Genomic DNA, 12,746 nt, shown 5'->3' on the forward strand with positions numbered 1-12,746 from the left:
AGGGGACGGAGGTGCGAGGAGGGGTGGGGGGTGGGGTGGGAGAAGGGGGAACAGGACGGCTGCCGGTGTCGTTTGGTATACCAAACTGCCGTCATAGTCCTCCCGTCAACCGTTCCGACCGATGTCACCGTTGTTAACGCTCCGTAAAACAGACCCGGAGTCGGCGAAGATGGCCCCATGAGCTCCATGACAGCGAAGATCGAACCCCTCGGGGCGGTGCGCGAACGCGTCCTGGCGACCCTGCGGCAGGACATCATCGCCGGTCGTCTCCGCCCCGGAGACCGGCTGGTGGAACGCGAGCTGGCCGAACGCTTCGGTGTCTCGCGGGTGCCGGTCCGGGAGGCGATCCGGGCCCTGGTCGCGGAGGGCTTCGTCCTGTTCGAGTCGGCCCGCCGCACGGTCGTACGACGGCTGACCCCGACCGACGTCAAGGAGCTGTTCGAGCTGCGCGAGGCGCTGGAGGTGTACGCGGCCGGGCTCGCCGCGACCCGCGCCACCCCTCAAGCACTCGCCGAACTAAGGGAGTTGCTGGACAGCGCGGCCGAGGCCACCCGTTCCGACGACGCCGAGGCGATCACCGACGTCAACACCCGCTTCCACGACCGCATTCTGGCCCTGGCCGGCAACAGCCTGCTGATCTCGGTCATGGAACCGGTCGACGGCCGACTGCGCTGGCTCACCAGGCAGAACGAGGAGTGGCCCCAACTCCTCACCGAACACGAGGAGTTGTACGAGGCGATCGCCTCGGGCGACCCGGACCGCGCCCGCGCCCACGCCCTCAGCCACGTCCAGGCGAACTACCGCTCCACGGTGCGCCATCTCTTCGGTGACGAACTGGCCTGATTGACCAACCGGGCTAACGACGGGCGTACTTGTCCGTCGCCGCCACCAGCGCCTCCGCCACACCGGGCGCGCTCGCGTTGTGCCCGGCCTCGTCCACGATCACCAACTCGCTGCCGGGCCAGGCATGGTGCAGCCGCCAGGCGCAACCCACCAGGTTGCCGAGGTCGAGGCTGCCCTGGACGAGGGTGCCGGGGATGCCCTTGAGCAGGTGCGCGTCCCGGAGCACGACGCCCTCGTCGTTGCCCTCGCCGAGAAAGTGGTCGTTGCCGAAGTAGTGCGTGACGGTACGGGCGAAGCACATACGGAACTTCGGGTCCTCGTACCGCTTTTCGGAGCGCGGCGGGGCGGGGATGATCGCCGTCTCCCAGTCGGTCCACGCCCGCGCCGCCCGCTCCCGCACCGCCCGGTCGGGGGACTCGATGAGCCGGTTGTAGGCGGCGGCGAGGTTCCCGTCGCGTTCCCCCACGGGCAGTTCACCGATGAACCGCTCGAAGGCCTCGGGGAAGATTTTTCCAAGTCCCCTGGTCAGCAAGGTCACTTCCGGATCGGAACCGGTGGCCACACAGGTCAGCACCAGCTCCGACACCGCCCCGGGATGCGTCTGCGCGTACCGCAGTCCGAGCACCGAGCCCCACGACGCGCCCCACACCAGCCACCGTTCGATCCCCAAGTGCCGCCGCAGCAGCTCCAGATCGGCGATCAGATGAGCCGTCGTGTTCACGCTCATGTCGGTGTCGTAGCGGCTCGCGTGCGGGGTGGAACGTCCGCACCCGCGCTGGTCGAGCAGCACGATCCGGTAGACGGCGGGATCGAAGTAGCGCCGGGGGTAGGGGGAACAGCCCGATCCCGGGCCGCCGTGCAGCACGACCGCCGGCTTGCCGTTCGGGTTTCCGCAGGTCTCCCAGTGGACGAGGTTGCCGTCTCCGACGTCGAGCATGCCGTGGTCGTACGGTTCGATCTCCGGATACAGGCCCATCCGGCGACCCTAACGTCCGCCGCGAACGCCCTGCCACCGGTTAAGAATCCCCTCCAGCGGTCATGGCGCGGTCGGCAGCCCCGCCGCCCCGGCCGCCGTGCGCAGCACGTCCCGCAGCATCGCGGGGGTGAGCTTCCCGGTGAAGGTGTTGCGCTGGCTGACGTGGAAGCAGCCGAAGAGGTCGAGACCGTCGAGCGGCACCCGCACCCCGTGCCCGAACGCCGGTCGCGGCCTCGGTACGGCCCACCCCGCCGCCGCGAACGCGGGCAGCGCGGCCTGCCAGCCGAAGCCGCCGAGCACGATCGTGGCCTTCAACGTCGGCCGCAGCAGCGTCAGTTCGTCGACGAGCCAGGAGCGGCAGGTGTCACGCTCCTCGGGGGTGGGCTTGTTGGCGGGCGGTGCGCAGCGCACCGGCGAGGTGATGCGCACGCCGTACAGCTCCAGGCCGTCGTCGGCACTCACGGCGGTCGGCTGCGAGGCGAGCCCCACGTCGTACAGGGCCTCGTACAGGACGTCCCCGGAGCGATCACCCGTGAACATGCGGCCGGTCCGGTTCGCACCGTGCGCGGCCGGGGCGAGGCCGATGATCAGCAGGGGCGCGTCGGCGGGACCGAAGCCGGGTACCGGGCGGCCCCAGTACGTCCAGTCGGCGAAGGCCGCGCGTTTGGTGCGGGCGACCTCCTCACGCCAGGCGACCAGCCGGGGGCAGGCCCGGCAGCCGGTGATCCTGCGATCGAGGTCGGACAGGTTCATGCCCTCACCGTACGGGCTCCGGCGATCACCGCACGGGCTCCGGTGCAGATCGGCCTGAGCACCGGGCAGCCGCGGATCGGCCGATCACCCTGACCGGCGGCGTCGGCGACTGCCACTGCCCGCTGTCCCCCGGGGACTAAAATCGGCGCATGGCTTCCGAGGGCGTGCACGAGAGCGACGACGTGAGCGACGAGACCGACGACCATCGCCCCGCGCCCGAACCGCAGGGCGATGCCGTGGCCGCCGCCGTGGCCGCCGGTCCCTCGAACGGCGAGAGCGTCCGCGTCGACAGCTGGATCTGGTCCGTCCGGCTGGTCAAGACCCGCTCCATGGGCGCCGCCGCCTGCAAGGGCGGCCACGTCCGCGTCAACGGCGAGCGGGTGAAGCCCGCCCACTCCGTCCGCGTCGGCGACGAGGTACGCCTGCGCCACGAGGGCCGGGAACGGATCGTCGTCGTGAAGCGCGTCATCCGCAAGCGGGTCGGCCCTCCCGTCGCCGCCGAGTGCTATGTGGACAACTCCCCGCCGCCCCCGCCCCGCGAGACCGTGGCCCCGGCCGGTGTCCGCGACCGCGGCACCGGTCGCCCGACCAAGCGCGACCGCCGCGAGCTGGAACGCCTGCGCGATCTGCCCGCCGCCGGCACCTCCGGCGAAGCTCCCGACCCGCACCGCCAAGCACACGGCACCGCCCGCCGCACCACCCGCAGGGGCACGCAACGGTGAGATCGGGCGCGGGGCACGCCCGTCGTCACAGCCGTCGGGGCAGTCGCGGCAACCCCACCTTCTGCCCGCCCTCAGGTCGTCAGTCCATCGGCACCGCCCGCACCCATATCCGGTCCGGTGTCAGATAGCTGTCCACCTTCAGTCCCGCCTCCGCAAGCGCCTCCTCGAACTGGTCCTTCGTCAACGGCCGGGACAGGAACGTCTGCGTCCAGACCGCGTCCGGGAACACATACTCCGCGCGGACGGAGTCGACCCCGTCGCCGACCGGCTCCGCCGACACCATCCGCACGGTGAACCCGCTGGGGTCGACGCGCTCGCGCGGCACGTTCGAGTGGTAGTCCTCGCCCTCCCGCTGGATCAGCACACAGCCGCCCGCCGCGACATGCCGTACGCAGGTCCGCAGCAGTCCGCGCCGCACCTCCTCGTCTCCGGCGTGGACCAGGAACGACGCCAGCATCACGACGTCGAAGGTCTCGCCGAGGTCGAGATTCTCGATGGGACTGCATATCGTGCGGGTGCCCCGGACCCGCTCCAGCATCTCGGCGGACTCGTCGACCGCCGTGACCGTGAACCCGCGCTCCAGGAGGGGGTGGGTCACCCGTCCCACCCCGCTGCCCAGCTCCAGGATGCGCGCGCCCGCCGGCACGGCCGCCGTGATGATGTCCGGCTCCGCTCCCACGGACAGCCGTGAGTACAGCTCCACCGCGCAGCCGTCCGGGGTGATCGCCCCGGGTCCTGTCCCCTCGTATCCCTCACGCATTTCGAGTCGCATGCCCGTCCAACGGCCCGCGACCGCACACCCGTTCCCGACTCGCACTGGTTCACTCGTACGAGTCAATTCCCTTGGGAGAGGCAACCGTTGGGGCGGAATCCGCCGGACCCGGACGGCGGGCCCGGGCTCAGAGCGGGAACCACCCGTGCCCGAGGTACCAGTGTCCGCCCGCCCGCAGATGGTCCCCGACGGCCCGCTCCACGGACGTGCGCCGAGGCAGGGTCGCCACCGGCAGAGCGGGGTTGCCGAACACGAACTGGACCGGATCGCCGTCGGTCGGCTCCGTGTCGTCGTAGGCCACCCGGAACCGTTCCTGGAAGTGGACGATGTTCGAGTCGGCCGGCAGGTGTTGCTTCAACTGCCGGTCCAGCAGCCAGGAGTGGCAGACCGCGATGGCATGGCGTTCCTCGGGGAAGTGCCGGGCGAAGAACGGGCGGGCCAGCTCCAGCGAGTGGTCGCAGGCGGTCGGCGAGAGCGGTCCTTGGAAGTCGGGGATGTGCAGGTTCAGGCAGGGCGACCCCGGCTCGACGTCCAGTCCGGCCGCCGTGAGCGCCTGTGCGGTGCGCTCCCCCAGCCGGGCGCGTTCGTACTGCAGTCGCCCCAGTTGGTACAGCTCGCCGCGGAAGTGCGGGACGAGCCACTGCGGGAACGGCAGACCTGCCCCGCCGTACCGTTTGTGGTGCACCGCGATGTTGCGTCCCAGGTCGGCGAGGGTGCGCCGGGAGATGTCCGCGGGGATTCCGCGTTCGCGGTGGTACGCGCGCGTGGCGGGCAGCGCGGCGACGAACACGTACACGGGGAAGTAGGGGCCGATCTCCGGCGGGGCCTCGGGCAGCCGGGCGAGGAGCAGCTCGGTGAGCCGGGTCCAGTGGCCGTGCTCCCCGATGTCCTTCACCAGCTCCCCGACGCACTCCTCCAGGAGCCCTGCCGCATCGGGGTCGCGGGCCAACACCCGGCGCAGTCGGACCAGTTCGTTGATGTCCTCGTGGGGTACGGCGAGGTCGAGCAGGATCTCGCGCAGTTCGTCGGCGTCCGGCAGCACAGTGCGCTTCCCCTCCCTGTCGGGTCTCCTACCTGTGGAGAACGTCCGACCCGAAGAGTACGTTTCAAGGAGGAGTAGTGATCCGGATATGCGTACGGGCAGTGAGCCGACGACAGCGCGCAGTCCGCTGCGGGCGCGGTTCTGGCTGAGCGTGTGGGGGCTGGTCTGGACGATCTTCGGCACGGCCGCGTTCGCGCTCGCCGGACGCCCCGGCTGGGCGGCGGCCTGTGGGGTGCTGTGGCTGATCGTCACGGTCGACATGACCATGATCCTCAGACATATGCGCCAGGGCCCGCACTACCAGCCCGGCCCCGACGTCCCGCCGTACCGACCGCCGGAGCACCGCCACCCCTGACCGGCTCGCGCGCGGGGCCTACCCGTCGAAACGGGCCGCCTTCAGGTACTGCGGCTGGGGATCGAGTGCGGCGGCCAGCCGGAAGTGGCGTTTGGCCTGGTCGGCGCGTCCCTGCCGCTCGTAGGTCCGGGCGAGCGCGAAGTGCGCGAACGCGTTGTCCGGCTCTCGCTCCAGGACGATGGTGAACTCCAGCTCGGCGGGGCGCAGTTGCGCGGCGGCGAAGAAGGCACGCGCGCGCAGCAGGCGGGCGGCGGTGTTCTCGGGGTGCGCGTCGATGACGTTGTCGAGCAGCTTCACCGCGCCCCGCGGGTCCCGCGCGGCGAGCAGCTGCTCTGCGGCGCGGAAGTCGATGACATGCGTCTCCGGAGTACGTCCGGTCGTTCCGCTGTTCTCGGGCACGGCGAATTCCTTCCCTCGCTCGGACGTTTCAACGCCCGGGAGAAGCCCCGCTATTCCTGGGGTGGCTGCTGGGGCGCGTGTGCCCTGCGCACCAGTTCCGCCCATACGTCCCGTACGCGCCGCTCCAGCGCCTCCAGGGGTACGTCGTTGTCGATGACGATGTCCGCGATGGCGAGCCGCTTCTCGCGCGTCGCCTGGGCGGCCATACGCGCGCGTGCGTCCTCCTCGGTCATGCCGCGCAGCCGCACCAGCCGGTCGAGCTGTGTCTCGGGACTCGCGTCGACGACGATCACGAGGTCGTACAGGGCGGCGAGGGCGTTCTCGGCGAGGAGGGGTACGTCGTGGATCACCACGGCGTCGTCGGCGGCCGCGGTTTCGAGCTCTCGGGAGCGCCGGCCCACCAGGGGGTGGACGATCGAGTTGAGCACGGCGAGCTTCTCGGGGTCGGCGAAGACGATGCTGCCCAGCTTCGGCCGGTCGAGGCCGCCGTCCGCGCCGAGCACGTCCTCGCCGAAGGCCTCGACGACGGCCGCGAGCCCGGGGGTTCCGGGCGCGACGACCTCGCGCGCGATGCGGTCGGCGTCGATCAGTACGCCGCCGTACCCGACGAGCAGCCGTGACACTTCGCTCTTACCGGCACCGATGCCCCCGGTGAGGCCGACCTTCAGCATGGACAGAAGCCTACGGCCTGTCACTGACAGGCCACTCGGCAACCGTCAACTGTCAACCGCCGGCCGGCTTCGGCTAGTTGTCGCCCTCGCGCTCCGCCAGGAAGCGCTCGAACTCCTGGCCGATCTCGTCCGCGGACGGGATCTCGACCGGCTCGGCGAGCATGTTGCCGCGGCTCTCGGCGCCCGCGGCGGCGTCGTACTGGTGCTCAAGGCCCTGGACGAGCGCCACCAGTTCCTCGTCGCCCTCCTGGATCTGGCGGTCGATCTCGGTCTGGGTGCGGTGGGCCTCGGTGCGCAGGGAGTGCGCGATGCTCGGGAGGACCAGTCCGGTGCCCGCCGTGATGCCCTCCAGGACGGTCAGGGCCGCGTCCGGGTACGGGGAGCGGGCGATGTAGTGCGGGACGTGCGCGGCGACGCCCAGGACGTCGTGGCCGGCCTCCATGAGGCGGTACTCGACGAGCGCCTCGGCGCTGCCGGGGACCTGTGCCTCGTCGAAGGGGCTGCGGTGGCCCGGGACGAGGTCGGTGCGGTTGCCGTGCGGGGTCAGGCCCACCGGGCGGGTGTGCGGGACGCCCATGGGGATGCCGTGGAAGTTCACCGACAGGCGGACGCCGAGGCGCTCCACGATCTGCTGGACGGCCAGGGCGAAGCGCTCCCACTCCACGTCCGGCTCGGGGCCGGAGAGCAGCAGGAAGGGCGCTCCGGTGGCGTCCTGGACCAGTCGTACGTCGAGTGTGGGCTCCTCGTAGTCGGTCCACCGGTCGCGCTTGAAGGTGAGCAGCGGACGGCGGGCGCGGTAGTCCACGAGCCGGTCGTGGTCGAATCTGGCCACGACCTGGTGCGGCAGCGTGTCGAGCAGTCGTTCGACGATCTGGTCGCCCGTCTCGCCCGCGTCGATGTATCCGTCGAAGTGGTAGAGCATGACAAGACCGGCCGACTCCTGTGCGAGCGCCATGTCGACGACGGCCAGGCCCTTCGGCTCCCATGCGTACAAACCCTGCGGATCAAGCACTGTGACCGCTCCTCCTCGTGTTCGTACTGCACAACGCCCTCCAGGGCATGGGCATTCCCGCCCATGCCCCTGATCAGGCGCCTCTTACTGGCTTTTCATGCGCCGCTCCCCCGCGTCACCAGGAGAGCGCCCACGTCACGAGGACAGCACGCGCGCGTGGAGCGCGGTCACGGCCTTGCGGGCGGAGGAGAACGCGCCGTGCTGCCAGGCGTCGGTGTAGCTGAGCCAGTCGCCGGCGAAGTAGACGCGTCCCGTGGGCTGGTTGAGGGGCTTGTAGCGGGCGTCGTCGGGGCCGCCGGGGGTGTCGTGCCACGCGGCCTCCAGGTGGGGCGTCTGACGCCAGTGGTGGGAGAAGGACGATGCCAGTTCGCTGCGGTACTTCTCCCCGTAGATCTTCACGCCCACGGCCACCGCCCGCTCTTCGCGCCCCTTCGGGGTGAGCTTCGCGTACGAGTCCGCGTCGTCGTCGTAGTTGTAGTACCCGATGAGGACGCCCCGCTCACCATGGAAGCCGTACGAAGGGTGCCAGATGTGGGTGACGTCCTGGTCGGTTTCGGTGATGCCGCCGTAGATCCGGTGATCGAGCTCCCACCAACGGGACTTGTACTCCAGGCCGATCTTGGCGGCGGACGACGGGGTGATCGCCTCAAGGGCGGTCTGGACGCCGCTGCCGAGGTTGTGCGGGATCTTGGCGAGGATGTTGGGCGGCAGTGCGCCGACGCAGTAGTCGGCCTCGACGACCCTGGTGCGGCCTCCCTGGGTGTAGGTGACCGAAACACCACTCCCCTTGTCGGTGATTTTCGAGACGACCGCTCCGGTACGGATGCGATGGGCGCCGATCGCCCGGGTCAGCGCCTTCGGGATCTGGTCCATGCCGCCGACCGGCTGGAACATCAACATGGCCTGGTCGAAGCCGAATTCGAAGGAGAAGTAGCGGCCGACACCGCTGGCGAGCACCTCTGAGGCGGTGGGTACGTCACCCAGCAGCACGCCCGGGGTGCCCGCGGCGGCCGGTACGGTCGTGTACCCGCGCCGCTCACCGCCCGTGTACTTCAGCGTGTCGCCCAGCTCGCCCCAGTCCTTCAGGAACTCGACGAGCCGCTCCTGGTCGGTCGCGGTCAACTCCTTGTCCAGGGCGCCCTTGTCGGTGGCCTTGGCGAGCAACTCCGAGACATAGCCGTAGACATCGGCCTTGGCGGTGCGATAGCGCTCGGGCTTGGTCATCCCGGCGGACTCGTTGTAGAGGTACGCGTCCGCGTTGACGTTGGTGAACACCTGGATGGGGACGCCGAGTTCACGGCAGTAGTCAAGAGTGATCATCCACTGCGGGATCCGCGCGGGACCGCAGTTCATGTAGTGCCCGTCGGCGAAACGGGCGGTCTGCCGGTTGCCGTAGAGGTCGGTCGTCGTGTCGCCGCCGCGGACGGTGAAGTTGCGGCCGCCGGTACGGTCCCTGGCCTCCAGGATCGTACAGTCGTAGCCGGCCTTGCCCAGTTCGTAGGCCGTGGCCAGTCCGGCGATGCCACCGCCGACGATGACGACCTTGGCCGCGCCGCGTCCGGTGAGCGTGAAGTCGCTTGCGTTCAGGGCGCGGAAGGGCTGCTCCCGCTGGGCTGCCTGGGCGGTGGGGGCGAGCCCGAGGGCCCCCATGGTGGCGAACATGGTGCCCGCGCCACCGGTGAGGCCCACGTTCCGCAGAAAAGCACGTCGGCTCTGGTCGCTTGCCATGGTCCGGCTCCCCTCTCCGATCATGAATGACCGGGGAAGCGTGCCAACGGCCGGTTACGGCACGGCAGTTACTGATGTATCCCACAAGTTTCTGCAAGGCCGGGGAAACGACTGAGGGACCGCACCTCGAAAGGTACGGCCCCTCAGTTCAAGAGCTACTGCTCAGGTGATCAGCTCTGGCCGCCGGCCAGCTTCTCACGCAGGGCAGCGAGCGCCTCGTCCGAAGCCAGGGCACCAGAGGTGTCCGCACCCTCGGAGGAGTACGAACCGCCGCCGCCACCGGCCGCGGCCGGAGCCGCACCCGGGGTGTCGACACCCTCGGCCGCCGCCTGGGCGTCGGCCTCGCGGGACTTGATGACCTGCGCCTGGTGCTGCTCGAAGCGCTGCTGCGCCTCGGCGTACTGGTGCTCCCACGCCTCCCGCTGGGTCTCGTAGCCCTCGAGCCAGTCGTTGGTCTCGGGGTCGAAGCCCTCGGGGTAGATGTAGTTGCCCTGGTCGTCGTACGACGCGGCCATGCCGTAGAGCGTCGGGTCGAACTCGACCGAGGCCGGGTCGGCACCGAAGGACTCGTTGGCCTGCTTCAGGGACAGCGAGATCCGGCGACGCTCGAGGTCGATGTCGATGACCTTGACGAAGATCTCGTCGTTGACCTGGACGACCTGCTCCGGGATCTCCACGTGGCGCTCGGCCAGCTCGGAGATGTGCACCAGGCCCTCGATGCCCTCGTCCACGCGGACGAACGCACCGAACGGAACCAGCTTCGTGACCTTGCCGGGCACGACCTGGCCGATCTGGTGGGTGCGGGCGAACTGCTGCCACGGGTCTTCCTGGGTCGCCTTCAGCGACAGGGAGACACGCTCGCGGTCCATGTCGACGTCGAGAACCTCGACGGTGACTTCCTGGCCGACCTCGACAACCTCGGAGGGGTGGTCGATGTGCTTCCAGGACAGCTCGGAGACGTGGACCAGACCGTCGACGCCACCCAGGTCCACGAAGGCACCGAAGTTGACGATCGAGGAGACCACGCCGGAGCGGACCTGACCCTTCTGGAGGGTCGTGAGGAAGGTCTGGCGGACCTCGGACTGGGTCTGCTCCAGCCAGGCGCGGCGGGACAGGACCACGTTGTTGCGGTTCTTGTCCAGCTCGATGATCTTGGCCTCGAGCTCCTTGCCCACGTAGGGCTGGAGGTCGCGGACACGGCGCATCTCGACGAGAGAAGCCGGCAGGAAGCCACGGAGGCCGATGTCGAGGATGAGACCACCCTTGACGACCTCGATGACGGTACCGGTGACGATGCCGTCCTCTTCCTTGATCTTCTCGATGGTGCCCCAGGCGCGCTCGTACTGGGCGCGCTTCTTCGAGAGGATCAGGCGGCCTTCCTTGTCCTCCTTCTGGAGAACAAGGGCTTCGATCTCGTCGCCGACCTTGACGACCTCGTTCGGGTCGACGTCGTGCTTGATCGAGAGCTCGCGGCTCGGGATGACACCTTCGGTCTTGTAACCGATGTCGAGCAGGACCTCGTCCCGGTCGACCTTCACGATGACGCCGTCGACGATGTCGCCGTCGTTGAAGTACTTGATCGTCTCGTCGATCGCGGCGAGGAAGGCTTCCTCGTTACCGATGTCGTTGACCGCTACCTGCGGGGTGGTGGCGGTGGTCTCGGTGCTGCTCGTCATGTGGGAAAGGGCTCCGGTACGGACATTGAAGTCGTAGGTACTGCTCACGCCGAGAGCCTTTTTCGCTTCGCTCTGCAGAAGGCCGGACAGCCAAGGAAGCGCCAGTCCAGAACACCAGGGTGTCCGGTTGGCGCCTCGAAAACCGAGGGGACATACATACAGATGCGAGCGCAACCTGCTACGTCTGAGGTGCGCAGGCCCGCAGCGCAACTTGTAGCATACGGGGGCAGCCAGGCAGGGTCAATGCGCGAAGGCGCACACCCGGGGCGGATCGCCGCATACCCGGCACAAAACGTGTCCCGCGAGGCCACGCAGGCCTGACACACCCCTTCAGTGACGCCACCGGGGCAGCCGCACCGTAGAGGTGACGGAAGAGTACGACGAGGGAGCCGATCATCCAAGAGCCCGATACGTTCGAACCGGAAGCCACCCGACGTGACGCCGACGTCACCGAGAGTTCGCGCGCCAACCGCGGCTGGTGGGACCGGAACGCGGACGACTACCAGGTCGAGCACGGCACGTTCCTCGGCGACGACCGGTTCGTGTGGGGCCCCGAGGGCCTCGACGAGGTGGAGGCCGAACTGCTCGGCCCGCCCGAGGAGCTGAAGGGCAAGGACGTCCTGGAGATCGGCGCCGGCGCGGCCCAGTGCTCGCGCTGGCTGGCCGCCCAGGGCGCCCGTCCGGTGGCCCTGGACCTCTCGCACCGCCAGCTCCAGCACGCGCTGCGCATTGGCGGATCGTTCCCTCTGGTGTGCGCCGACGCGGGTGCGCTGCCCTTCGCGGACGAATCCTTCGACCTGGCGTGCTCGGCCTACGGCGCGCTGCCGTTCGTCGCCGACCCGGCCCTGGTGCTGCGCGAGGTGCACCGGGTGCTGCGGCCCGGCGGCCGGTTCGTCTTCTCGGCCACGCATCCGATCCGCTGGGCGTTCCCCGACGAGCCGGGCCCCGAGGGACTCACGGTCTCGGCCTCCTACTTCGACCGCACTCCGTACGTCGAGCAGGACGACGACGGCCGCGCGGTCTACGTCGAGCACCACCGCACCCTCGGCGACCGCATCCGCGACATCGTCGCGTCGGGCCTGCGCCTGGTGGACCTGGTCGAGCCGGAGTGGCCGTCCTGGAACACCGCCGAGTGGGGCGGCTGGTCGCCCCTGCGCGGCAACCTCATCCCCGGAACGGCGATCTACGTCTGCGAACGCGACCGCGGCCGGGACTGAGGGAACACGGGCACGCGCGCGTAGAGGCCGTTTCGCAAGCCGTACGACACTGGGGGCGTGATCCGCTACGACGCCCTCGACGCGCTGCCCGTCCGCAGTGCCCTGCCCGGCCTCGACGCAGCCCTGGAGGCGGGCGGTGCCGCGGTGCTCGTGGCGCCGCCCGGCACCGGCAAGACGACGCTGGTGCCGCTCGCGCTGGCCGGGCTGCTCGGCAAGGGGAACGAGGGGCCCGCGCGGCGGGTGGTCGTCGCCGAGCCGCGGCGGATCGCGGCGCGGGCGGCGGCCCGGCGGATGGCGTGGCTGCTGGGCGAGAAGGTCGGCGAGAGTGTCGGCTACACCGTGCGCGGTGAGCGGGTCGTAGGGCGGCACGCGCGCGTGGAGGTCGTCACGACCGGGGTGCTGCTCCAACGCCTGCAGCGGGACCAGGAGTTGACGGGCGTCGACACCGTGGTCCTGGACGAGTGCCACGAACGGCATCTGGACGCGGACACCGTCGCGGCCTTCCTGGTCGACGTACGGGAGGCGCTGCGGCCCGAGTTGCGGCTGCTCGCGGCGTCCGCGACCACCGACGCGCAGGGCT

General features: G+C 69.9%; 14 protein-coding genes. 5 read left to right on the forward strand and 9 right to left on the reverse strand.

Features of this window, described 5'->3' with window-relative positions; genetic code table 11:
* Positions 1–177: 177 nt before the first annotated feature.
* Positions 178–843, forward strand: a complete 666-nt coding sequence (locus JHN45_RS44975; RefSeq protein ID WP_201055176.1) for a GntR family transcriptional regulator — start codon at positions 178–180, stop codon at positions 841–843.
* 13 nt (positions 844–856) lie between these two features.
* On the opposite strand, the gene pip is transcribed toward JHN45_RS44975, so the two are convergent.
* Positions 857–1,819, reverse strand: coding sequence for a prolyl aminopeptidase (gene pip / locus JHN45_RS44980; RefSeq protein ID WP_200714609.1), 963 nt, complete (start codon positions 1,817–1,819; stop codon positions 857–859).
* A 60-nt stretch (positions 1,820–1,879) separates the two neighbouring features.
* On the reverse strand, positions 1,880–2,572 hold the full coding sequence (locus JHN45_RS44985) for a uracil-DNA glycosylase (protein WP_200714610.1): 693 nt from the start codon (positions 2,570–2,572) through the stop codon (positions 1,880–1,882).
* A 149-nt stretch (positions 2,573–2,721) separates the two neighbouring features.
* On the opposite strand from JHN45_RS44985, the gene JHN45_RS44990 reads away from it, so the two are divergent.
* Positions 2,722–3,294, forward strand: coding sequence for an RNA-binding S4 domain-containing protein (locus JHN45_RS44990; protein WP_201055178.1), 573 nt, complete (start codon positions 2,722–2,724; stop codon positions 3,292–3,294).
* A gap of 79 nt (positions 3,295–3,373) precedes the next feature.
* Here the strand turns inward: JHN45_RS44990 and JHN45_RS44995 are convergent, their stop codons facing one another.
* Positions 3,374–4,054: a bifunctional 2-polyprenyl-6-hydroxyphenol methylase/3-demethylubiquinol 3-O-methyltransferase UbiG gene (locus JHN45_RS44995; RefSeq protein ID WP_201055180.1), complete on the reverse strand. Its 681-nt coding sequence runs from the start codon at positions 4,052–4,054 to the stop codon at positions 3,374–3,376.
* A gap of 139 nt (positions 4,055–4,193) precedes the next feature.
* Positions 4,194–5,108 carry an acyltransferase domain-containing protein gene (locus tag JHN45_RS45000; protein ID WP_201055188.1) on the reverse strand — a complete coding sequence of 305 codons (915 nt, stop codon included), beginning with the start codon at positions 5,106–5,108 and terminating at the stop codon, positions 4,194–4,196.
* An 88-nt stretch (positions 5,109–5,196) separates the two neighbouring features.
* On the opposite strand from JHN45_RS45000, the gene JHN45_RS45005 reads away from it, so the two are divergent.
* Positions 5,197–5,463 (forward strand): DUF6343 family protein, encoded by a 267-nt coding sequence (locus JHN45_RS45005; protein ID WP_200714614.1) that lies wholly within the window; start codon positions 5,197–5,199, stop codon positions 5,461–5,463.
* Positions 5,464–5,481: 18 nt separating this feature from the next.
* Here the strand turns inward: JHN45_RS45005 and JHN45_RS45010 are convergent, their stop codons facing one another.
* From JHN45_RS45010 to rpsA, 5 genes are all read right to left on the reverse strand, one after another.
* A complete protein-coding gene (locus JHN45_RS45010; protein WP_019067641.1) occupies positions 5,482–5,862 on the reverse strand; it encodes a tetratricopeptide repeat protein in 381 nt (126 codons plus the stop codon).
* A 50-nt stretch (positions 5,863–5,912) separates the two neighbouring features.
* Positions 5,913–6,533: a dephospho-CoA kinase gene (gene coaE, locus JHN45_RS45015; protein WP_201055190.1), complete on the reverse strand. Its 621-nt coding sequence runs from the start codon at positions 6,531–6,533 to the stop codon at positions 5,913–5,915.
* A 73-nt stretch (positions 6,534–6,606) separates the two neighbouring features.
* Entirely contained in the window at positions 6,607–7,545 is a 939-nt protein-coding gene (locus JHN45_RS45020; RefSeq protein ID WP_200714616.1) for a PAC2 family protein, read from the reverse strand.
* Positions 7,546–7,680: 135 nt separating this feature from the next.
* Positions 7,681–9,207 (reverse strand): flavin monoamine oxidase family protein, encoded by a 1,527-nt coding sequence (locus tag JHN45_RS45025; protein WP_234469058.1) that lies wholly within the window; start codon positions 9,205–9,207, stop codon positions 7,681–7,683.
* Positions 9,208–9,443: 236 nt separating this feature from the next.
* Entirely contained in the window at positions 9,444–10,949 is a 1,506-nt protein-coding gene (rpsA, locus tag JHN45_RS45030) for a 30S ribosomal protein S1 (RefSeq protein WP_200690747.1), read from the reverse strand.
* A gap of 395 nt (positions 10,950–11,344) precedes the next feature.
* Here rpsA and JHN45_RS45035 point away from each other — a divergent pair, with 395 nt between their 5' ends.
* On the forward strand, positions 11,345–12,166 hold the full coding sequence (locus JHN45_RS45035; protein ID WP_200714620.1) for a class I SAM-dependent methyltransferase: 822 nt from the start codon (positions 11,345–11,347) through the stop codon (positions 12,164–12,166).
* Positions 12,167–12,223: 57 nt separating this feature from the next.
* On the forward strand, positions 12,224–12,746 hold a 523-nt coding region (locus JHN45_RS45040), incomplete at its 3' end, for a DEAD/DEAH box helicase (RefSeq protein ID WP_201055198.1).

Origin of the sequence: Streptomyces sp. MBT53, assembly GCF_016654115.1 — a bacterium.
In the GTDB taxonomy this organism is placed as follows: domain Bacteria; phylum Actinomycetota; class Actinomycetes; order Streptomycetales; family Streptomycetaceae; genus Streptomyces.

Coding starts and splice junctions, on each gene's coding strand:
- JHN45_RS44975 (WP_201055176.1), top strand. CDS start 178: ATGAGCTCCATGACAGCGAAGATCGAACCCCTCGGGGCGGTGCGCGAA.
- pip (WP_200714609.1), bottom strand. CDS start 1,819: ATGGGCCTGTATCCGGAGATCGAACCGTACGACCACGGCATGCTCGAC.
- JHN45_RS44985 (WP_200714610.1), bottom strand. CDS start 2,572: ATGAACCTGTCCGACCTCGATCGCAGGATCACCGGCTGCCGGGCCTGC.
- JHN45_RS44990 (WP_201055178.1), top strand. CDS start 2,722: ATGGCTTCCGAGGGCGTGCACGAGAGCGACGACGTGAGCGACGAGACC.
- JHN45_RS44995 (WP_201055180.1), bottom strand. CDS start 4,054: ATGCGTGAGGGATACGAGGGGACAGGACCCGGGGCGATCACCCCGGAC.
- JHN45_RS45005 (WP_200714614.1), top strand. CDS start 5,197: ATGCGTACGGGCAGTGAGCCGACGACAGCGCGCAGTCCGCTGCGGGCG.
- coaE (WP_201055190.1), bottom strand. CDS start 6,533: ATGCTGAAGGTCGGCCTCACCGGGGGCATCGGTGCCGGTAAGAGCGAA.
- JHN45_RS45025 (WP_234469058.1), bottom strand. CDS start 9,207: ATGTTCGCCACCATGGGGGCCCTCGGGCTCGCCCCCACCGCCCAGGCA.
- rpsA (WP_200690747.1), bottom strand. CDS start 10,949: ATGACGAGCAGCACCGAGACCACCGCCACCACCCCGCAGGTAGCGGTC.